This is a genomic window from uncultured Vagococcus sp., from assembly GCF_963518325.1.
Lineage (GTDB): Bacteria > Bacillota > Bacilli > Lactobacillales > Vagococcaceae > Vagococcus_D.
Map to the genome: position 1 here is coordinate 25,274 of NZ_CAUQJB010000025.1, position 22,627 is coordinate 47,900.

Below are 22,627 nucleotides of genomic sequence, written 5' to 3' on the forward strand. Positions count from 1 at the left end.
CATGTTTGGTTATGCCTGACTCAGTCAGTAACAGTCCATATTTAGTTAGTCTCTCGTGGTCACTCTTTCAATGTGTAAGGTTAAATAAAATAATTCCTCATCCTTTACCGGACGGTTGACGTTATTTTCAAGCATCCTCCCGACTTTTTCAGCCACTTGGTTGGCTTTCCGATAATTCTTTTGAACAATTTCGATTAATTGTGCATCTACTGTTGTCCCTTTTTCATTTTGGTGCATCTGCCTCAAAATAAAATACCTTAAGTGAGTGACAAACCTGATGTAATTAACAGAATTTTGATCCAACATCACTTGATAATGGTATTGAATAAGTTCAATTGACCGATTAATTAACTCCGTTAACAGTGCCGTTTGGACATTTTTCCCCGTATCATATTGTGCATTAACAAAGTGATACGTCAAAAACGTTTGCTCACTTCTGGGCAATCGAATACCTGTTTTTTTCTCAATTAAATACAGAGAATCAATAGCTGCCTCAAATTCTTTAGGGTACATTTTCTGAACTTCCCATCTTAGGGTTTCAGGATAATCATAGGTCTCACCACTTCGTTTAACCGCATAATTTAAGTGATCCGCTAATGCTAAAAAATGACTATCATCTAATTTAGGAATTCCCAATGAATCGGCCGCCTGTTGACTAATTTCTTCAGCTAATATCAAGATATCTGATGACAGATTCTCAATTAATCGATTAATACTATTCTGTTGGGTCTCATTCATCGTTTCGGATTTAAAGATCCTTTCAATATCCTCCAACCGAACTTTTTGTCCCACCGTTTTACCATAAGAAATGCCATTTCCAATGGCAATAATCTTTTCTCCGTCTTCCGCCCTTAACCAAGCCACATTATTATTTATTTTTTTTTGAAACCTCACTTTCTCACCTCCCACAAAAAAAAGACGTTAAGAGACCTACCATTTACAGTAAGTTTTTAACGTAGGTAATGCCTGATCGAATCAGTAACAGTCCAGATTTAATTAATTACACTATAACACCGGATGAAACCGCTGTCAATGTTTTTTTTAAAAATAAGGCAACTTTCGATTTAACAAAAAAAAGCATGATATCATCTCATGCTTTCTCCTGGAAAATGTGTGTATTTACCTCGGTTTTGTCTTGACCATTAGCTCAACGACACTCGTTAAAACGCGATTATGAGCGCTTTTTTCTCGATGTTGAGTGACTCTTCGACTTTTTACCTGCTCGACGGGCGCTTGCCTTAGCTTGGTCTTTTTTCTGCTTGATAATCCAAATGACCAAAATCAGAATCACCACACCTAAAACAACTCCGCCAATGATGATATACAATAGATTATCGTTGGACTCTTCCGCTAACTCAACGGCCTTATCATTAAACTTTTTTGCTTCATCTGCTTTGATTTCAAATTTCTTTTCGAAATTCCAACTTTTACCATCTGCTTCCACAAGCATCTTTAACACATATTTGCCAGCCTTATACGCTTTATTACTCATTTCGATGCCGTAATCAAAATCTGAATTAGGCGCCATATTAAGGTCTTGCTGTGTGCTGTGAAAAATAGGCGCTTCTAGATTATTAGCGGCATAGACATCTGCTGTTACCTTCATATCCCCAATAATCCGTGGTGTCGGGTTTTGCAAAGAGGCTAAAATTGTATTACGGAAATTACGTTGCCCTGCTTTTGCTGCTAATAATTCCAAATCAGATTCAACAGGTTCATCGTTTTCTGATAAGCGAACACCAATCACATAAGCAAACTTATTTTCAATTTGTACCCCAGCTTCGGCTTTTTTGTCGCCTTCTTTTTCTTTTTCACTAAAGTGCAAGCCACCTAAGATAATCCCACTAAAAGCCGTTGGCGGAACACTGACGTTCACGTTAATTTTTTTGACTTCTTTAGCTGCCAACGTCACTTCCGGCTCAACTTTAGCGATGTCAGAAAAGGCTGAGGCCAGTGTGGCATTAAGCTTTGGCTCTGTTACACCATAATCAATAATCCCATTCATATTCGTAATGGCCGTATTGGTTTGAATTAACACGGTCACTTCTTCGTCTGTATTGTTTTTAAGTTCAACAGCTAGTTCTTGATCCTTACCTGGTTGGACACGGACATCAAAATATGTTTTCGATTTATCTCGCTGATTATCTGGTAACTTGGCTTCCACAGAAAAGCTCATCTCTTCCGCTAAAGCAAGCTGGCTCCCAGCTAAATAAATCCCTGTCATACTCATCATCATTACTACTATTCCTATTAATCGTCTCATCATTATCTCACCTTTATATTTAGTTTAGCTACCTACAAACAAGGGCATGAAAAAAGAGACAACATGGTCTAGCTATGTTCCCATCGTAATGATCAAGAACTCTCTCATTTTTCTCGCCTTCCTTTAATCAGATACGGGGGTATCTGCTAAGGTCCACGTTAGACTTGTTTGATAAAACCCAGCTACTTTTTTTGACTCTCCTGGGATGTTTAATTGGACACTGCTTTTGGCTTGTTGGTTGTCCTCACCAAAACGGTTGGCCCACGTTCCCATTCCTTGTTCTGCTTTTGCCGCCACCACTAAAGCTGATTCACCTGTTCCCGTTAAGGTAAACTGAGTTGTCGCTTTAGGTGTGGAAGCGGAACTTCCTGATTTGCTGCTCAACACGGGATGACTAAACACCATTTCCGTGCCATCCAATGTGTGTGCCCCATTTTTAAAGGGGCTGTTTTGTTTGACCATCAAACTCCAACCCGCATTTGAACCACGGTGATCGGTAATTTGAATGAAATTCGGCACCTCAATCAGTTCCCCTTGAGCATTTACCACACGATCCGGTTTAACTTGATAGGTCATATCATTTCCATTGGCTTTCTGACGCCCAAATTGAAAATTAGACACATAATTAAGACTCAAAGGACCTTTCGTGCTCGGTTCATGAGGATTTTCTTCCCCATCCTCACCTGGTGCTGGTTTAACTGTCTCAGTTGGATCCACTGGATTAACTGGCGGTTCACCTTCTTCGCCAGTATTTTTCTCAATCGTCACTGTTGCGTTTGACTTAATGCTTCCTCCATCTGCCGCTATTGCGGAAACAGGCAGAGCTAGCAACGATAATAAACAAGCGCTGTAACACAATTGCTTTTTCACACTCTCACTCCCTTTAAAGAAAGTTAAGGCTTGACCTTAACTTTCTCCTTCCATCCTTATTTAGTTGGTGTGTTTGTCAACGTCCACAAGACTTCTGCTTGATAAGCGCCAACAGTCTTTTTGACTTTACCAGGAATTGTTAACTCAACACTGTTAGCTGCATCGCCCTTTTGGCTCTTATCAGCTTGATTAAGTGTTCCGTATAAAATATTCCATGTTCCCATTCCTTTGTCAGTGGCTGCAGTGGCAATCGTTTTAGCATCGCCATGTTCCAAGACAACTGAACTCGTTGGTACGGTTGGGGCAAATTCAGCATTATCGGTAGCAGCTGGCTCAGCCCAAGCATTAGAAAGGGTGATTGTGCTGGCATCTAATGTTGACACTCCGTTGGTAAATTGCTTGGCGATCTTAGCCGTCAAGTTCCAGCCTTCAAGAGAACCACGGTTGTCCGTTACTTGGACAAAGTTCGGGCGAGCTTGTTTGCCGCCTTCAACAAAGTTTGGCGTTGGCAAAGCTGCCTTATAGGTTTCAGTGTTACCTGACATTTTAATTGTGCCAAAATCAAAAGCTGACACTAAACTGATCCGCAATGGATTCTTTTGACCAGGGTTAACAACACCGCCCTCGCCACCTTCACCACCGTCAGGAGGTGTGATCGTACCGACACCTTCATCATCTTTACCGCCTCCAGGTCCTGTTAACTCCCCTTCGTCATCCCCATCGTCTGCCGTCAATACAACAGTTGAGTTAGCGTTAGCCGTAACTGACCCTTCTTCTGCTTGTACTAATTGAGCACCTAACAGGCTGGTGCTGATTAAACCTAATGCTAATAATGTTACTTTTTTCATTGATAATCTCTCCATTACTCTAATTTAGCGAGCAGGAGACACGCCCCTGCTCTTTCTTTAGTGACTATGTCACTGATTTATCTCGTTAGTTCGGTGGAACCATCTTGTTGGATTATGTTACAAGGTGTCTCTATGATTATTCTGCTGTATAAGGCGCGTCACTTAAAATCCATTTAACCGTTGATTTATATTCAACACCAGCTTTTGCTTTGGCACTTGCAGGAATGTCTAATTTAACCCCTGTGTCTTCTACTAAGGTTTCATAAGCTGCCCCTTGAAGTTTGGTCTCTTCACCAAACTTCAATGACCATGACCCAACACCTGCATTAGCATTAGCCGTCATGACATTTTTCGGGCTGCCATTGATTTCAAAACCAGTTGAAACCGCCGTTGTTGGTGCTAAAGGACTTGATAAGTCAATACCAGCTGGTCCTTTGATACTCGGTTGGTTTAAGCTCAATTTAGTGCCGCCCAACTCAAGATTTTCCGCTCCATCTTTCCCGACAAAAGGACTCGCTTGAACACTTAGATTCCAACCGGTTAAAGCTCCACGGTTATCTGCTACTTGGACAAAGTTAGGAATATTGTTATAAACAGTTGATTTGACGGGCTCCACTAATTTGCCCTCTTTATCCACTTCATCAAGCGTTAATTTAGTTCCTTTTGCCCATAAAGTCATCCCATTGGCATTTAGTTTAATCGGCTTAAAGGCGCCTTCTGTATTACGTTCGTTGAAACGGAAGTGAGAAACCCAAGCAATATTAAAGCTCTTATCGCCATCACCTGGCGTACCATCACTACCATCTGGATTGATTGCGCCGCCATCACCTTCGCCAACCGGTGGAATAACAACCGGTGGTAACTCAATATCATTATCTGCTGCGAATAAAACCGTTGCTTCTCCGTTTGCTACTGGTTGAACCGCGTCAGCAAAAGCTTGTTGCGCCCCTAATACCAATGTACCGAATGTGGCTACGCCTAAAGTGACTAATGTTAATTTTTTCATTTAAATTCTCCTCTAGCTCCATGAGCTTTTTTTGATATACCTTAACGTTTCCTTCTTTGTGCTTAAACTTCAGGGGTTGTTGCTAACACCCAGTTTAATGTTGAACGGTAGTTTTTACCGGCTTTAGGTTGTGCCGTCACAGGGACAGATAATTCAACCCCAGCTTCCGCTTTACCAGTTGCTGTTTCCCCAGCAACTGTGATGCCTTTTAAAACTGGATCCGTTGCTGATTTTGCTCCCCAAGCCAATGACCAGGTTCCTTGACCTTTACCTGTAGCGGCTGAGAACACATTGACAGCTTGAGCAGAAATAATGCTTTTATCAACAGCTAATGAGCTGGCTGGTGCTAAAGATGTGTTATCAGCAGAACCAATCACGTGTCCGCCACTTAAGGTTAATTTCGCTCCTTGTAAAGTTGTGGCTGTTTCAACACCAGCGTCATTTAATTCGAAAAATTCAGATCCCTGAACTTTCACGTTCCAACCAGCATTTGTTCCTGTATTATCTGTCACTTGTAGGAAGTTAGCTAACCCAACTGATTTTTTTCCTGATTCAAAATTCAAGGTTGAAGGTTGAGCAAAACCTTTCATCGTGCTACCAGCGATTTTGATTTCGCCAAATTTAAAATCAGAGACCCAGTTAATGTTAAAGGCCTTTGATCCGTTTCCGCCTGATCCTTCATCTGTTGGATCCACGACTTCTGCAGGACCTTCTGGATTTTTAGGATCCACGACTTCTGGTTTCTCAGGGTCAATACTCGTTGTATCTTCCACGAATTTAACGATTCTGTTGGTTTTTGCCTCTGGATTAGCGGCTTGCACCGTTGCTGTTCCTAATGCTACAACACATAAACTGACTAACCCTAAACTTGCTAATTTGATTGATTTCATTCTTGTCATCTCCAATATTTTTTTTATATTTTACAAGCGAATCGCTTATTTATATACTTCTTTTACGGTAAAACAGGCTGATACTACCGATCATAATAAGACCGATGACACTGGTTCCCAGATGAGACTGCTCACCGGTTTGGGGTAAACTAACCCTCATCGGTTTTTTTGTGCCACCTGTTCCAGGTAATTCTTTAGCCGGTGGATCCGGCAGTTCCTCTGGTTCACTACTGGGGGTATAATCATTGTCAAAATGAATCCCTACCTGACTGTCCATCTCGGCCTCTTCCCCTAAAACCAGGGACGGCAGACCTAACATCACGCTCACGACGATCAGGAAACCCAAACCACTTATTAATTTTTTCATCATGGTCCACTTAATCCTTTCCTGTTGGTGCGTTTGTTAAGAGAATATCCAACTCAGTCTGATAATCCGCCCCTTTTTCAATGAAGCCTGATGGCACTTGTAAGAAGAACCCTTCTGCTTCACTCCAGGTCACCTGATTACTTGGGGTCGGAGTGTCTTTCGTGTAAATCGTCTGGAAACTATCGTTTAACAATCGATCGTTTGTCGATTCTTTGATCAATAGACCAGCACCACGTAATTCTTTACCGCCAGCCGTTTTGAACGGATTGGCCACCTTAGCTTGAATCACCCAGGCATCTTTTTTCATTCGACTATCAAGAACCGTGAAACTCCAGTTTGGATTGGTCCGTTTAATTTCCTGTGTATGGGATTTGATCGTCGGCGTACCAAAATTCAGATTAGCCAAAGGACCCACGATTTGTAATTCCGGTCCACTTCCCACAAAGGTCATCGTGTAAGCAAACTTAAGATAGACATTGCTGGTTCCCGTTGGTTCCGCCACATACACACTTCCTTGGGCTTTTTCCCCAACGGCCAAATCAAACTTAGGATAAGTCTTAAAGCCATTAGGTAGAATCCCCACATAATGAATCGGATTAGCTCCCTCAGGTAAACTCAGATAATGCTCCAAGTTATTGTAGTGAGCCTCATACCGCTCTTTAGTGGCTGTTGACTCGGAATCAATGGTAATCTCTTTCGACTTAAGCTGATTTAAGTACAAAGGAACAAGACCATTTTTAGTCACTACAACAAAACTTGTTTGATTCGGTAAGCCTGTTAGTTGAGTTGGCCCTTCACCCTTGGTATATAAGGCAAAGCCCTCCACGGTGTACAGGCGTAAGACATCGCCATAACTAACGTTCAATTTCCCGCCTGTCCCTAATTGACCCACCATTTGAGCAGGTGTAGACGTGCCTAAGGCTTGAAGAGATACCTCTCCCAGTGAGTTCGGTCCAGCCGTTAATTCTTTGGCATTGTCTTTTCCAGCTACTTCCTTAGATAAGTCAACATGAGTCAATTGATAATAAGGTTGACTACCGATACTGCCAGACAATGGTTTGGTTTCACTTCCCACTGGCAAATTCCCATAGGTCGTGGTTACGAAGGGTTGTTCATCCTCCTGATGAAGAGTGATGGCCATGGTGGATTGTTTGCTTGGAGAACCAAGATTCGTTCCACTGCCACCAATCGCCAGGGAATCTCCCCAAGTGACCGTTACCGGCACCTCAATGTCAATGGTCACTGTCGGTGAGGCTGTTTCCGCTAGTTTAACGGTCATTTTCGTCTCAGTTAATCGATCAGTAATCGGCCCTTTGACTAAAGTCACCGTGTAATCACTAATCGATTCGTTTCCTTTCATGACATTTTTAACCGTGTCATGAAGTTTGGCACTGGTCCAATAACTTGCCCCAGACCCTAAGGTGACGGATTGAGGGACTGCTTCTGCCCCAAGATCAGCATCCACATTGATTGTAATAGTAGCATCTTTTGTTGTAGCTTCTTTGGTACCACGAATCGTAGCCGTATATGATTTCGATACTTCAGCTTCCGCCGTTAACGTGGTGGTTGTCACCGCTAGGTTAATATCTGTTTGTAAGCCAGTTGCATTATCCCAGGCGATGGCTTTTGATTTGTCTAAAATCAATCCGTCGATGGCTTCTTTACCAAGGCCCTCTACTGCACTTTTACTAATGGAAAAATCATTTCCCGCAACGGTTAAGCCCGTTGTCGGAACTGTGCCAGCAACAACATTGACTGGGACATCATAGACAATTGATTTAGTCGAATCTTGTTGATCAGAATAACGAACCTTGGCATACTGTAAACCAAGTTTACTGGTATCAACTGGTTTCTCATCTACATACTCGTAAGTTGCTGTATGACCAGGTAAAATCACCGAATCTTTCAGCAAAGAAGCTGCGGTTTTATTCCAGACTGTTCCTTGTTTAACGCTTTGAGCAACTGGTGTGGCGCCAAAATGATAGGCATTAATTGAAACTGCATAGTCTTCTGATGGCAAGTTTTTCATGGCACCATCTGATTCATTGATAGCGAATAAACTCGTCTCGTAAGACTTAATTGGCTTTGTCCCGTCATTTAAAACAGTTGGCAATGTCCGTCTTGGTATAGATAATAAGCCTTTAAATTCTTTGTTGGTATCTGCAACAAATGGTACGGTTACTTCTTCATTATTAGGATAATTAATATAAATTGTTCCCGTATTGCCTGCAACAGGGATTTTACTTAAGGTATAATCCGTATTAAACGATTCACCCTCATGGTCAGAATAAACATTAATTACTTCCGGATTGGCTTTAAATTTCATGTACGGTAGCTCATCGCCAGCAAATAATTCATAACCAGTTCGCAAAGCTTTTTCTGGTTGAATATCAGTATTTGGTGCCCCTATTTGGTAAGCAGTGTCGGTACCACCAATATATTTATAGCCTGACGCCACATTCCAATTTTCTACCCCTGGTCTACTAAAATCATTTCCAAACCAGTTATATTTATATAAAGATCCACCACTACCAGTACCTCCTCCTAATTGAGATCCAGGAGCAAACATTGTATAAGCTGATAACCATTCATTTTTTTCATCCGCCAACTTAATTGAAAATCTACGATTTGCCGATGGCTTAATATAAAATCCTTTTTTTCCTCCCAAACTATATATTGGAACCAAATCATCGTAATAATCTGTGTCAGTATATTCCATCAATCCGACTTTTCTCATCTTTAAATCCAAATTATAGGTAGATAAATAGACTGAAAAATTCAAGTTACGATTTAAAGATAAATCATATACATACAATAAATGATTTTCTGAATCTACTAAAATTTGTTTTAAATGATTTCCTTTTTTTAAATAATAAGTATCTGTGAGGAAAGAATCGATATGATTACTACCTATTCCTTTATAACTATGAAATTCGTTCGTAGTCAGCTCATCATAGATCTTTTTACCGTCAACAAAAGGTATAAAACTAACTTTCCTATCTCCATAGGTGTATGATTGACCAGCAGCATCTTTAACGATAAAGCCAGTTTCTCCCGCTCCTGTATTATGGGTGCTCATCCCCCGTTGGTCATAACCTATTTTCGATTTATTGATAGGATTTTCTACAACCCCACTTTTAGCACCTAATGGTATTGATTCCCAATCATCTAACTCCCCATTAAACATATCATCAGGCAACAATATGAGGGATGAGGTAACCATCTTTAAAGTATTATCTTTTAAAGTGATTTGATAAGTTAACTCATAGGAACCCATAGGAGACTCGCTCTGCATTGTGCCAATATTTATCAACGAAAGTGGTAAGCTATCACCTGTGGCTATGACCCTTGCCATTGGTCTGAATTTTTCTTGAAGATAGCTAGTTATTTCAGAAGCAGTCTTCCCCTTGATTTCAGATTTTTGGATAAGTGAAGTACCATTTGATGCCAAAAATGCTATTTCATTATCCAATAGTTCTACTTGATTATTCGTAACAACAATTGGAATAGGAAAAACCTGAGAAATATTAGGATAAGTTCTATCTGTTATTTTTATATAACCCAGATGAGAACCAGCTTTCTTGGTATCAAATTGATTTTTAGGGACTGTGGGATCCCCATCTTTATTCGCAACCCACTCATATGTTGATTGATATGCTTGGCTGCCAGACATAGTAAGATAATTGGAAAATAATTTGGTTCCATTATCTCCCATATCTAAAGTCATATCTTGTCCTATAGAAATAAATGGTATTTTTAAATCTACGCCAAAAACTCTTGTATTTTTTTCCACATTAACTGTTTGGTTACCTTGCTCAATTTTAAGTGTTACCTTATAATTCCCTATCTTATGATTGGGCATGGTTGTATCACTAACAGAGATTTCTACTGGTTCACCTGTTTGTGTATCCCACGCACTTGGATTTATTTTCGATTCCAATAAAGCTAAAAGTTCTTTTTTAGTTTTATTTTTTGTTTCAACTGCATAAAGAAAAGAATCGCTCGATTTATACATAACCGCATTTGATAAAGTAGTTGAGGTTTCTGTATCAAACACATTTATTCCAATTTTTATAATAGTTGATACAGTAGGATCATATTTATCCACCATTTTTACATAAGCCCATTTGAAGCCTACTTCACTTGAGTCAAACTTAGTCAATGCTTCACCATTTTCATTTACCCAGGAATAGGTTGCAGTAGTTGCGGTCGTGTCAGTTACTGTTTGAAAAGAAGAAAATAAGTTGGTCGGGCTAGTTGATAATGATAGTTGAGCATTTTGAGCTACTGTTATCAATTTTTGCTTAAGTGCGCCAAACACACGAATTCTTTTGGAAATAGATACTGGCGTTCCTTCATCAATCTTAAATGTTGCATAATAGTCACCAAGAATATTTGGTTTGACAGTTGTCGTAATGCTATATGGCACTTCTTCCCCCGTCTCCGTAAGCCACACTTTTACATTCGCTCTCGTTGCAATTAATTCCTTTACCTCATCATCTGTTTTCCCGTTGAGCTCATTTGGGTATAAGATGATGCAACCATTCACAGGGAGATACTGAAATGCGGTTTTATTCGTTTGTACTGTCGTATTCGCATCAGTAATCGTTACCGGTATTGGTACTCTGACACTTCTGCCACCTGCAGTTTCCGTAATTTCCACATAGATAAATTGAAAACCAGTGGTAGTACTACTCGGTATTGCAGGTTCGCCATTTGCATCAACATATTTCCATGTGATAGCTGTAGAACCTGATGGAAGAGTTAGCTTTTCAAGCATTAACTCCACTTGAGCTTTAAGGGCTCCTGCTGTGGGGAACTTGCCATTTTTGACTAAAGTAAAAGCTTTTGCTTTCGCAATCAAGCCGTCATTTTCAATTGGCTCGATGGCACGTAAACTGCTACGCGGTGAATCAGTCCCCTTGCTGACTTTAACCTCATTTTGCTTGGCTTGCGGTTCGGCACCAGCTATATCATCTGATTGTTTTAACCATCCCACCAAACCCAAAACCGCAATACCAGTACTTAACATCAGCCATACTTTCAACTTTTTACGTTGTTGTTTCATTGATCTCTTTCGCTCCTTTAACTATCTGTATTCGTTTATTTCCTTATCAGAACATGTCACTCCCTTCAACTGTCATGGGATGTTAGTCATTATCAAACTGGTCCTAAGTTATTTCCTCAATTACCCTTTCTTATTACCAATAAGGCACTGTTGCCCTCATCCAGATGATCAATACTGTAGATAGAAGGAAATGATAATTGGAAGAGCCTCTTCTTCTTTATCTGACACCTCAGTCACAACGATTTGATTTAACCGGCATTTTATAAGTTTGTGCGTTTCCTTTTTATCACTTTATTATCGTAACCTATTCGAACAGCATAATCATTTCTTAAATCGGTGAATGAAAAACTTACTTTTGACCCCTTTTCATGAATTTTTTCTGTAAAAAAAAGAACAGCACGTTCTCTTAGGTCTCATAAAAACCTTTATTTGTCTAGGTCTACGGCCTATTTCCTAACCCCTGACAGGTAATTCATTTTTAAGTTAAGTAAACCCTTATTTTTGAAATATTATAAATTTCTTGTTTATTTAGCACCTCTTTTTCAGCTTTTTTTATTATCAATTTAACAAAATCACGTCACATACTTTGTTGTGTTCACAAAAGATTGATCTATCTTTTGTGTTATCTGAACATTTATAACGACAAAAAAACGCTCCTCCCAACTTTGAGAGAAACGTTTTCTACTATATTATTATCAAATTAACTGTGTCCCATAATCACATGTGGCACATAAGGTTCTTCCAAAAAGGCCACATCTTCTGCACTAAGCCTAACTTCTAGTGCTTTAACCGCATTGATTAAATGACTTTCCTTCGTCGCCCCAATAATCGGTGCCACCACCTGTTCTTTTTGCAACAACCAAGCTAAGGCAATCTGAACCCGTTCGACTTGATACTTTTCTGCCAGTTCCGCCACCCGTTCCACAATGACCCGATCCTGATCCAAGGTTTGATCATATTTGGCTTGGGCTACTTTATCCGTTTCAAACCGTTTGGTCGTGGCTGACCAGTCACGGGTCAAACGACCTGAAGCTAAAGGACTGTATGGCGTAACCGCAATCCCTTGATCCTGACACAAAGGTAGCATCTCCCGCTCTTCTTCCCGATATAATAAATTTAAATGATCCTGCATGGAGACAAACTTCGTCCAACCATTTTTCTCCGCTACGGCCTGAGCCTTGGCAAACTGCCAGGCAAACATCGCCGAAGCCCCTATGTATCTGGCCTTTCCAGACTTAACAACCTCGTGAAGAGCTTCCATGGTTTCTTCGATTGGCGTGTCGTAGTCCCAACGATGGATGATATAGAGATCCACATAATCCATGCCTAACCGTTCCAAACTTTGATCAATTTCCGATAAGATCGCCTTTCGTGATAAGCCTCTGCCATTTGGCCCCTTGCGCATTTCTGAAAACACCTTGGTTGCGACCACAATCTCATCGCGATTAGCAAAATCTCTTAAGGCTTTTCCTAAAATTCGTTCACTGGCACCATAAGAGTAAACATTGGCCGTGTCAAAAAAATTAATTCCTAATTCCAAGGCTGTCTTAATCACCTTGCGGCTGTCTGCCTCTTCTAGAACCCATTCATGAAAGCCACTGTTCGGATCACCAAATCCCATAGCCCCCAAACAAATTTGTGAGACTTCCATCCCTGTATTACCGAATTTTACATACTCCATTAAGCTTCCTCCTCTATACTGACTATCAACATCATACACCTTGGAGTGAACTCCAAGTCAAGACAAATTAATTTGTAAAAAAACGCCTAACCCTTTTGGATTAAGCGTCTCTATTTAGTCTGGCTTAGCAGCCAGTATCTCGATTTCTATTTTGATCTCAGGTAATCCCAGAGCGGTAATGTAAGCAATGGTCATGGAAGGATTAGTCGTAAACAACTCTCCCCAGACCTGATAAAAATGCTCCCAGTCAATCTCTTCCACTGACCAGACGTTGACTTTAATGACATGATCAGATGTCAGCCCTTCTGAGTCTAGAGCTCGCTTAATATTGTGAAAGGTATTCTCAACCTGTCCTTGAAAACTATCAGGTAAGTTCCCTGACAAATCGACCCCAATTTGACCGGAAAAAGTATACAAGGTACTATTTTTGGGAACCACCGTCACATGGCTGTACTCTCCCACTGGTGCTGGCATTGTGCTTGGATTTTTTCTTATAATTTGTGTCATTTTTCTTCCTCTATTCTTTAATTTTGGACAGACTCCACCCGTGATTAAAGAATTCTAGAAAAAAACAGCAGTTGAGTAGCCGATTCCCATGGATAAAAAACCTAAAATTTTCTTTTTCATTCGCTACTCACCTCACTTTCATTATTAGTTTAACGAAACTAACCGAAAAAGTAAAGCAATCACTTCACGGCTAAATTAAAAAGGAGGCAGAACTTCATGAATGGATCCTTACATTTTGGTTGTGTTTCTCATGCAATAAAAAATTCACTTGCCACTCCTCAAAAGCATCAGAAATACTTTTCATTACACGTAAACACACGTATAATGAAATAAAAAAGGGAGAGACAACATGAAAACCAAAGCAATAAAACAAGGAAACATACTCATGGTAACCTTACCTGCGGCTTTAGGAATAACTGGAGGCAGAGAATGGTGATTGTGACCTATATCAACAAGCAAAGCGACGTCTTCCACTAGTGGTTAGAAAGACACATTATAATAGGGCCACTCGCTGCTGTCATAAAATTAGAAATCTAATTTTGCGATATCTCTTTATTTTTTCAGATTCGATTTACCAAACTAAACCAAATCTGATTTAAACCGACAGTATGGCTACTAAAAAAAAAGCAAACCGCGTTATTCATGCTTTTTGGAATCTTCTCCCACCTTTCTTCACAAAGCATTTCAGCACGAACCCTTCAAACAAAAGAATTTAACTTAATTCTTTGTTAAAATCGAGCTCAAAATCACGAGAAAAAGGCATGAATAATGCCTTTTTACAAAAAACAAAAAATATGTAAAAATAAACCTATGAACGGTGCTTACTCCCTTTTACTATTTCCATAAGTGAGGGAAGTTAATAGGATGTTTCATTCACTAAATTTGATTTAGCATGGCACTGGTAACCTAAGTCTTCAGCTACTACTCACTTCTTATTAATAACGTGTTTTATGACTCATCAAACAGCTTGTCACAACTCAGTTGACATGAGACTTACACCTTCATAACGCGAGTTAAAGTATGAAAAAAAGCTGCCATATCAACATTATTAAAGGAGTCATCATTTAAATAACACAGGTCAAAATGTCAACTGATTACGGACATGAGCACCATTCTCAGTTTTATACCATAACATCATTTTTAAATTACCACTCTATAAAAGCAGAAAATCCTGTTAAGACTCACTTAATTCACGTAAACTGTTACAAGTTCATAAATAACAGTTTTGCATAGTGTCAAAATCCGCTGTCGTCAATCAGTTAACATCGGACGATTCACTCAATATCGACCTTAGATACATGGAAAATCCCCGTATAACAAGGCTAAAAACATGTCCTTCACTTAAATAACACAGGACTAAATGTCAACTGATTACGGACATGAGCTCCATTCTCAATTTTATACCATAACACCATTTTCAAATTACCACTCGATAAAAGCAGAAAGTCCTGTTAAGACTCACTTAATTCACGTAGACTGCTGAAAGCTCATAAATAACAGTTTTTCCTAGTGTCAAAATTGACTGTCGTCACTCAGTTGACATCGGACGATTCACTCAATATCGATCTCAGATATATGGAAAAAGTCCCGTTTAACAAGGATCAAAGCATGTCCTTCACGTAAATAACACAGGACAAAATGTCAACTGATTACGGACATGAGCCACATTCTCAGTTTTATGACATAACATCATTTTTAAATAACCACTCGATAAAAGCAAAAAGTCCTGTTAAGACTCACTTAATTCACGTAGTCTGCTGAAAGCTCATAAATAACAGTTTTCCCTAGTGTCAAAATTGACTGTCGTCGCTCAGTTGACATCGGACGATTCACTCAATATCGATCTCAGATATATGGAAAAAGCCCCGTTTAACAAGGATCAAATCATGTCCTTCACTTAAATAACATAGGACTAAATGTCAACTGATGTCGGACATGAGCTCCATTCCCAGTTTTATGACATAACATCATTTTCAAATTACCACTCGATAAAAGCAGAAAAGCCTGTTAAGACTCACTTAATTCACGTAGACTGCTGAAAGCTCATAAGTAACAGTTTTGCATAGTGTCAAAATTGACTGTCGTCACTCAGTTGACATCGGACGATTCACTCAATATCGATCTCAGATATGTGGAAAAACCCCTGTTTAACAAGGTTTTAAACATGTCCTCCACTTAAATAACACAGGACTAAATGTCAACTGATTACGGACATGAGCACCATTCTCAACTTTATGACATAACATCATTTTTAAATTACCACTCGATAAAAGCTGAAAGTCCTGTTAAGACTCACTTAATTCACGCAGACTGTTGCACGTTCATAAATAACAGTTTTTCCTAGTGGCAAAAACCGCTGTCGTCACTCAGTTGACATCGGACGATTCACTCAATAGCGCCCTTAGATATATGAAAAAGACCCGTGTAACAAGGCTCAAAACATGTCCTTCACTTAAATAACAGAGGACTAAATGTCAACTGATTACGGACACGGGCTCCCAATGATAGTTTTGTTTCATAACAACCTCACCATGTTCTTTTAAGACCGGTAAGAACTGAGAGACCTTGAAAAAGCTGTCGCAACATTAAGATCTAATGTTACAACAGCTTCTTATTGCCTATTTAATCTCAAAAGGTTCCCCATACATCTTCCACTTAAGGGGTGTTTCTAACTCCATGTTGCCAGCTTTTAAGAATTGCCGTTGGGCCTCTATCCTACTTAGATCTTCGTGAGCATCTTCAAGGCCCATGATCTTTGCCCGCTCATCCAGAAAGCCAGTCAAATAAACCCTTTCATCCCCGCCTTCAGCAGGCGTCTTGGACAATCTTAAGGCTGCCTCACGGATACCAGGAAAGCTTTCAGCCATTGGGACTGAGCCATCACCAGGACCGTGCATGACCATCCCGTCGTAATAAATAAACTGCCCCAGCGTACTCAGCCCATCCTCTTGGGCTTGTTTAACCCCAGGATTAAAGTAAATCCTATCGCGAATCTCATCTTGAGCCTGTTGAAACCCCTTGTCTTTTGCCGCTGCTTTCCAAGCCGCTTCAAACTCAACGCCCAAACCGTCGTGAGACGCCGACCCGTTGACCTTTTCCAAAGCCGGTAAAAATTGAGCCAATTCATTATCTGACTGATGTTTCGTATAGGTTTTCACCAATTCCAGCATATCCCCTGTCCCTGAACAAAAACCAATAATCCCAGCGGTATAACCGCGACCATCCTGAATATCTTCAATATAAGCGTACTGATCCTGCCACTTTAAAGACGAATTTTCCGCACTGGAGACCAGTTCCATGGCAATCTCTTTTTTATCACGATTATTTAAACTGACCTGATCTTTAGTTGAAGCCTGTCCCTCTTCCTTCACATAGCGAGCGCAGCCTCCTATGCCGACGATTAAGACAATAATCGATGACCACATCAGCTTCTTTTTCACCTCTGCCTTCATTCTCAAGCCACCTCACCTTCCAAGCCATCCTCATGAGCCTGTTCCTTCTCGACCATCTGTTTTTCAGCAATTTTAAAGAATGGCCAGTAAATAGCCGCCGCAATGACCATTTCAATGGCTGACCAAAGTCCGGCACGCCAATCCCATCCCGTTGCCATCAACGGGCCAATAATCGGAGGCATTGTCCAAGGAACCATGGTCACAGGCCGATTGATTAAGTTAAGGGTCATCAATATATACGTACTTGCTGCTAAGATTAACGGTATAATCGTGAAGGGAATTAACATCAACGGATTCATGACAATCGGAAAGCCGAAGATAACCGGTTCATTGATTTCAAAGCATGCCCCTGGAAAAGCGACTTTCCCCAGTTCCTTATAAGCCTTACTTTTCGATTTCATCATCAGTAACACCAAACACAAGGTAGCACCAGTTCCACCCACATTGACAAACAAACTGGAAAAACCTGAAGCCGTAATATAAGGCAATTGTTCATGAGCCGCATAGGCCGCTGCATTAGCTGCGACAAACTTGATAAAGATCGGGTCTGCCACGCCTTCCAAGGTCATGTCCCCATGAATTCCCGCCGACCACAATAAGGTCACTAAAAAGGTATAAACTAAAATTCCGGGCAAACTGTTTAAAGCAAAAACCAGCGGTGAGAAGACACTCTCAATAAAGGCACTCACATCAAAGCCAAACACCACCCGCACCACCCAGAAACTCACTAATATGAAGACTGCTGGAATTAATGACACAAAAGAGTTACTAACAGCCGTCGGTACCCCTTCCGGTAACTTAATCACAATATTCCGCTGTAGGAAAAAGCGATAGATTTCCACTGCTAGAATAGCTGAAATAATCGCGGTAAACAATCCCGTTGAACCGAAATTAGCCGTGGACATTTCATACTTATTACTAATTTGAGTGATGATAAACGCCATCAATGATAAGCCCGCCCCAGATACAGCATCCAGTTTATAGGATTTGGCCAGCTCATAGCCAATGCCGATGACCGCTAACAGCGAAATAATCCCCATTGAAGCCGTGACCGCCGCATTTATCATCCCTTCATAAGGCGCTAAAAAAGTCGTCCAGGCCTCGATTGGGATATTCCCAAAAATCAAAAAGATACTGCCCCCAATAATAGCTGGTAAGGTCACAACCAACCCGTTCCGAATGGCAATTAAATAACGCAAATTACCAACTTTCGTCAACGGTGGAATGACTTTTGTTTCTATAAACACCATAAATTTATCCATCTCTAACTCCCCTTTACATTTGGCTTCCAGTTGAATTAAACCGTTTTCAACTCTTAACCTGATTTTAGAGGAGATATCCCTAAATTCATAGTGGTCTAGCCCATTAAGAAATAGGAGCGTCAAAAAAAAACCTGTCACAGAGATGTGACAAGCTGTTTTTGACCGTTAAGCCTTAGGGTTTTCATTAAAGAAGTTCTTCACTTCCTTAGCCAAATACTCCAAGGTGTAAATGGCCGGTACCTGAGATGTAATATTGGCGGTGTTCATGGATTCCTGTTCGATGTAATAGGGAATATTCACATCTGATAACTTGGCAATCGTGGACTTAGCGCTATTGGTAATGGAAATACTGGCACTTTTACCAAAATTAACATGATTCAAATACTCGATAATCTCAGGGGTTTCACCTGAAACAGACAAGGCAATGATGCAAATCTTATCTGATAAACGTTCCGCCAAAAAATCCACAGGATAATTCTCAGGGTCTTCGATTCGCAAAGCCAAGGTAAACAGAGAGGAAAAATACAAGGCACCATAAGCAGCCACCACATTGGAGGCCCCTTCACCAATAAATAAAACCAGTTCCTTGTCCTTCAGCACATCCACGGCTCTCATGATTTGCTCTTGATAAGCCTCTTGCGTCGTTCGCTTAATAAAATCAATAAAGGCTGTTTCATCCACTGGCGTGACAGCTGTTTTTTTATCTTTTAAAAACAGCTGCAACTTAATTCTAAATTCGGAAAATCCCTCACATTCAAATTTCTGGCAAAACCGCAAAATACTTGTGGTACTCGTGTGGGTTTCCTTTGCTAAATCGCGAATCCGCATATAAGAAACTTGTTCCAAGTGGTTGACCACATATTTGTATATATCTAAATCGATTGGCGTTAAATCTGGGGTTCTGTCCAAAAAAAGCATTCATAGCCCACCCTTCAGTTATTAGGGTTATTATAACACAGACTAATGATGGATTCTCAGACGTTTAACCAACCAATAGCCCAGCCCTCCAAAGACAACAACCCAAGCAAGGGTTGCAATCAATAACGCCAGGCGGACATATACAGGGGCTTTGTAGGAGACCAATAGTTTGTTTTCGCCAATTTTTTGCTTAAATAAAACAGTCCCCATCTCACTGAGAGAATACGCCGACTCTGGCAACTCTTGCCCATCTTGGCTTAACGCCGTTTGCTGGTATTTCACAATCGGAACCGCCACCTCTTTTTCCTCGGTTCCAATCCATTCCACTAGTAATTGATCGTTCTGAACGGTTTTCTTAAACTCAGTATTCGGTTCGATAATCCACCGCTCGTAGGCATCGTATTTATTTCCATGAACCTTTCCTTGGATGGGTAAATAGTCAGGCGTTGATTTTTGCCAATAGCTTAAACTTTTTGACATATCTGACTCAAAAAAAGAGGCTTTAACCTGATTTGAATCGGCCATAAACAAGGTATGCCTAGTGCTTAAATCTTTTACATTGACCTCTTGCCAAGTACTGAGACTAACACTAATCAAGACAAAGGCTTGAACTAAGCTAGCTACCACCCCTAACCTTAAATACGGTTTGGCCTTTTTGGCAGTCAGCCCCTGCTCTTCCAGAGTCAATCCAAAAGAAACCAGCAATAACACCGTATAGGGAACAAAAAAACGAAAAGGAAATTGAATCAAACTGACAAAAGGAACCTCATGTTTCAACAAAAACTGCCAAGGGATTAAACTGGTGGAACAGACTAAAAAGAACACACTCGTAGCCGTTACTAAGCGATTCACTGTTGAAAAGCGACGCCATCCTTTGATCACATAAATCAGCTGAAAGAGCATCAGACCAACTAATAGGGCTGGGTTATACAACCAATAGCTGCTATTTTGATTTATGGTATTAACCTCCATGGTGCGATTAACAAAAGGCGGTAAAATATCGTTAACACTGTATAAATCGAGATAATTAACCCAAATATTGGCCGTAAGCACAAAAAAGAGACCGATCGCACCAAATAGTTTTTTAAGCAACTTAGGTTTATCCTCTGTTTTAACTAATGCATATAAAAAGAAAGGCACGTAAATTCCCGCCAACAACAAACTTGAGAAGACATGGGTTTGGACCATAAATGCCATGCAAAGAGCCAGCTGTAGATAATGGATATCCCGGTCAACTACCATCCGGCGCAACGGAATTAAACACAAGGGCAAAAAGCTAGCGCCCCAACTGGTAAAGCCTTGTCTGATGGTCCAATACTGAATCGCGTAAGTGGTCATATAGATTAACCCAATGGCCAGACTGTATTCCTTGCGAACCTTGTTCGTTCTTAGTAAGAGATACATGGACAATCCCGACACCACATAAATAAAAAAATTAGACAACAACTGGTATCGAAACCAATTGCCTGCGATCAGAACTAATAAGCCGTTAAAATAGGCCACTAAGGGCCCATAAAACACATTGACAATTCGGCCTGACTGCTGAAAACTAAACAAGGATAAATAATAATTGATATTACCGGTTTTTATTTGCATTGCCGTCTCATAAAATCGATTAAAATGAAACATGCCGTCAGAACCAACAATCATACTCTTACTGATAATAGCAGGAATAATGAAGACAAAAGCTGCAAAAACAATCAGAATAGCCGGCAAAAATCGATGGTGTAATACTTTTTTCATAAATTCCATCTTCCTTCCATTCCTTAACTCCTTATCATAAACACTAAAAACCATTTCTCTTCATCTACATCATAAACCTTAATGATTAAAAACTTATGATAAGTTTTCTTATTCTTAAGTATACCAGTTAAAATCAACCAATTATGAACTTTCTGTAAACTTTCAAAGATCTTTAAGAAAAAAATAAGAAGCCAATGTAACACCTTGTTTTTTTATGTAACAAATTCCTTCTTTATCACACTGTTCCAATTTGCCTGAAAAAGATGCCTCAGTCACTAAATCACGGTATACTGGCACTATAAACCAACAGAAGGGAAGACCCATATTATGTCAAAAGGATTGAAAATTGTTACTATCGGAGGCGGCTCAAGCTACACCCCCGAACTAGTGGAAGGCTTTATTAAACGTCATGCCGAATTACCCGTTAAAGAATTATGGTTAGTGGATATTGAAGCTGGACGAGAAAAATTAGAAATCGTCGGAGAAATGGCCAAACGGATGGTTAAAGCAGCAGGCATCGATTGTGAGGTTCATTTAACCTTAGACCGCCGCGAAGCCTTGAAAGACGCAGATTTTGTAACCACTCAAATGCGTGTGGGACTTTTAGACGCACGGGTCCTAGATGAACGCATTCCTCTTAGCCACGGCATGATTGGTCAAGAAACCAACGGCGCTGGCGGTATTTTTAAAGCTCTTAGAACGGTGCCAGTCATCTTAGCCATTGTGGAAGACATGAAAGAATTATGCCCGAACGCTTGGTTAATTAACTTTACAAACCCTGCCGGCATGGTCACAGAAGCCGTTTTACGTTACGGTAACTGGGATAAAGTCGTGGGCCTATGTAACATTCCTGTCAATGCAGTTTTTGAAGAAGCGGAAATCTTAGAACGCAATCAAAAAGAACTCTTTTTCCAATTTGCTGGTATCAATCACTTACACTGGCACACGGTTACTGACAATAAGGGCCTTAACTTAACAGATGAACTGATCAATCGCATGTATGGTAAAGATGCCAGCGGTAAGAGCATCGTTGCTAATATCCAAGACAACAGTTATGTTTACGAACAAGTTGAAAACTTACACATGGTTCCTTGCCCATACCACCAATATTATTACATGACTGACAAAATGTTGGCAGATGAATTGGAAGACTTCAAAAACAACGGCACCCGTGCTGAAAAAGTCAAACAAATTGAAGCTGAACTATTCGACTTATACAAAGACCCAGAATTAGATCACAAACCACAACAATTAGCCGAACGTGGCGGTGCCCGTTACAGCGATGCTGCTTGCGAGATCATCAACTCGATCTACAACGACAAGCGCACAGTGATGACGGTCAGCACACGGAATAACGGCACGATTACTGATTTACCAGATGAATCCGCAGTTGAAGTCACTTGCCTGATCACGGGTAATGGTCCCGTACCATTTACCTTCGGCAGCTTTGAACCAGAAATCCGCGGCTTGTTGCAGTTAATGAAATCAATGGAAGAATTAACCATTAAAGCCGCTGTTACAGGCGATCGGGGCACCTTAATGCAAGCCTTCACCATGAACCCACTGATTACTAGCGGAAACGTAGCAAAAGAAGTCATGGAAGAAATGCTAGAAGCACACGCACCACACTTACCACAATTTAATAACTCTATACATCCTGTTAAATAATCAGACAGATAGTGCCATTGGACGATTTAATAGGAACTATATCGCCAAAAGAACCAGAAGGGACCCTCGTCCCTTCTGGTTCTT

Annotated in this window: 15 protein-coding genes; 1 reads left to right on the forward strand and 14 read right to left on the reverse strand. The window is 40.4% G+C overall.

Annotated elements, in window-relative coordinates; genetic code table 11:
- Positions 1–45 precede the first annotated feature (45 nt).
- From RWN13_RS17115 to RWN13_RS17180, 14 genes are all read right to left on the reverse strand, one after another.
- On the reverse strand, positions 46–894 hold the full coding sequence (locus RWN13_RS17115) for a PRD domain-containing protein (RefSeq protein WP_314066122.1): 849 nt from the start codon (positions 892–894) through the stop codon (positions 46–48).
- A 277-nt stretch (positions 895–1,171) separates the two neighbouring features.
- A complete protein-coding gene (locus RWN13_RS17120; RefSeq protein WP_314066123.1) occupies positions 1,172–2,263 on the reverse strand; it encodes a DUF916 and DUF3324 domain-containing protein in 1,092 nt (363 codons plus the stop codon).
- Between the two features lie 123 nt (positions 2,264–2,386).
- On the reverse strand, positions 2,387–3,133 hold the full coding sequence (locus tag RWN13_RS17125; RefSeq protein ID WP_314066126.1) for a WxL domain-containing protein: 747 nt from the start codon (positions 3,131–3,133) through the stop codon (positions 2,387–2,389).
- A 56-nt stretch (positions 3,134–3,189) separates the two neighbouring features.
- Positions 3,190–3,981: a WxL domain-containing protein gene (locus RWN13_RS17130; protein WP_314066128.1), complete on the reverse strand. Its 792-nt coding sequence runs from the start codon at positions 3,979–3,981 to the stop codon at positions 3,190–3,192.
- Between the two features lie 136 nt (positions 3,982–4,117).
- Positions 4,118–4,987 (reverse strand): WxL domain-containing protein, encoded by an 870-nt coding sequence (locus RWN13_RS17135; RefSeq protein ID WP_314066131.1) that lies wholly within the window; start codon positions 4,985–4,987, stop codon positions 4,118–4,120.
- A 62-nt stretch (positions 4,988–5,049) separates the two neighbouring features.
- Positions 5,050–5,877: a WxL domain-containing protein gene (locus RWN13_RS17140; RefSeq protein ID WP_314066133.1), complete on the reverse strand. Its 828-nt coding sequence runs from the start codon at positions 5,875–5,877 to the stop codon at positions 5,050–5,052.
- Positions 5,878–5,926: 49 nt separating this feature from the next.
- Positions 5,927–6,247, reverse strand: coding sequence for an LPXTG cell wall anchor domain-containing protein (locus RWN13_RS17145; protein ID WP_314066136.1), 321 nt, complete (start codon positions 6,245–6,247; stop codon positions 5,927–5,929).
- A 7-nt stretch (positions 6,248–6,254) separates the two neighbouring features.
- The gene (locus RWN13_RS17150) at positions 6,255–11,312 is read right to left on the reverse strand and encodes a hypothetical protein (protein ID WP_314066139.1); all 5,058 of its coding nucleotides are present in this window, start codon (positions 11,310–11,312) and stop codon (positions 6,255–6,257) included.
- A gap of 700 nt (positions 11,313–12,012) precedes the next feature.
- Complete coding sequence (locus RWN13_RS17155; protein WP_314066141.1) at positions 12,013–12,993, reverse strand: aldo/keto reductase; 981 nt, start codon at positions 12,991–12,993, stop codon at positions 12,013–12,015.
- A gap of 114 nt (positions 12,994–13,107) precedes the next feature.
- Positions 13,108–13,500, reverse strand: a complete 393-nt coding sequence (locus RWN13_RS17160; RefSeq protein WP_314066144.1) for a RidA family protein — start codon at positions 13,498–13,500, stop codon at positions 13,108–13,110.
- Positions 13,501–16,118: 2,618 nt separating this feature from the next.
- The gene (locus RWN13_RS17165) at positions 16,119–16,952 is read right to left on the reverse strand and encodes a chitosanase (protein WP_314066147.1); all 834 of its coding nucleotides are present in this window, start codon (positions 16,950–16,952) and stop codon (positions 16,119–16,121) included.
- A gap of 2 nt (positions 16,953–16,954) precedes the next feature.
- On the reverse strand, positions 16,955–18,214 hold the full coding sequence (locus RWN13_RS17170) for a PTS transporter subunit EIIC (protein ID WP_314066148.1): 1,260 nt from the start codon (positions 18,212–18,214) through the stop codon (positions 16,955–16,957).
- 165 nt (positions 18,215–18,379) lie between these two features.
- Positions 18,380–19,132, reverse strand: a complete 753-nt coding sequence (locus RWN13_RS17175) for a MurR/RpiR family transcriptional regulator (RefSeq protein WP_314066149.1) — start codon at positions 19,130–19,132, stop codon at positions 18,380–18,382.
- A gap of 42 nt (positions 19,133–19,174) precedes the next feature.
- Entirely contained in the window at positions 19,175–20,875 is a 1,701-nt protein-coding gene (locus RWN13_RS17180; RefSeq protein ID WP_314066151.1) for a hypothetical protein, read from the reverse strand.
- 327 nt (positions 20,876–21,202) lie between these two features.
- Here RWN13_RS17180 and RWN13_RS17185 point away from each other — a divergent pair, with 327 nt between their 5' ends.
- A complete protein-coding gene (locus tag RWN13_RS17185) occupies positions 21,203–22,543 on the forward strand; it encodes a 6-phospho-beta-glucosidase (protein ID WP_314066153.1) in 1,341 nt (446 codons plus the stop codon).
- The last annotated feature ends 84 nt before the right edge of the window (positions 22,544–22,627 follow it).

Bases quoted from the DNA above. Each gene is read 5' to 3' on its own strand.
- RWN13_RS17155 (WP_314066141.1), bottom strand. From the start codon at position 12,993: ATGGAGTATGTAAAATTCGGTAATACAGGGATGGAAGTCTCACAAATT.
- RWN13_RS17135 (WP_314066131.1), bottom strand. From the start codon at position 4,987: ATGAAAAAATTAACATTAGTCACTTTAGGCGTAGCCACATTCGGTACA.
- RWN13_RS17180 (WP_314066151.1), bottom strand. From the start codon at position 20,875: ATGAAAAAAGTATTACACCATCGATTTTTGCCGGCTATTCTGATTGTT.
- RWN13_RS17170 (WP_314066148.1), bottom strand. From the start codon at position 18,214: ATGGATAAATTTATGGTGTTTATAGAAACAAAAGTCATTCCACCGTTG.
- RWN13_RS17150 (WP_314066139.1), bottom strand. From the start codon at position 11,312: ATGAAACAACAACGTAAAAAGTTGAAAGTATGGCTGATGTTAAGTACT.
- RWN13_RS17165 (WP_314066147.1), bottom strand. From the start codon at position 16,952: ATGAAGGCAGAGGTGAAAAAGAAGCTGATGTGGTCATCGATTATTGTC.
- RWN13_RS17175 (WP_314066149.1), bottom strand. From the start codon at position 19,132: ATGCTTTTTTTGGACAGAACCCCAGATTTAACGCCAATCGATTTAGAT.
- RWN13_RS17185 (WP_314066153.1), top strand. From the start codon at position 21,203: ATGTCAAAAGGATTGAAAATTGTTACTATCGGAGGCGGCTCAAGCTAC.
- RWN13_RS17140 (WP_314066133.1), bottom strand. From the start codon at position 5,877: ATGAAATCAATCAAATTAGCAAGTTTAGGGTTAGTCAGTTTATGTGTT.
- RWN13_RS17130 (WP_314066128.1), bottom strand. From the start codon at position 3,981: ATGAAAAAAGTAACATTATTAGCATTAGGTTTAATCAGCACCAGCCTG.
- RWN13_RS17120 (WP_314066123.1), bottom strand. From the start codon at position 2,263: ATGAGACGATTAATAGGAATAGTAGTAATGATGATGAGTATGACAGGG.
- RWN13_RS17145 (WP_314066136.1), bottom strand. From the start codon at position 6,247: ATGATGAAAAAATTAATAAGTGGTTTGGGTTTCCTGATCGTCGTGAGC.
- RWN13_RS17160 (WP_314066144.1), bottom strand. From the start codon at position 13,500: ATGACACAAATTATAAGAAAAAATCCAAGCACAATGCCAGCACCAGTG.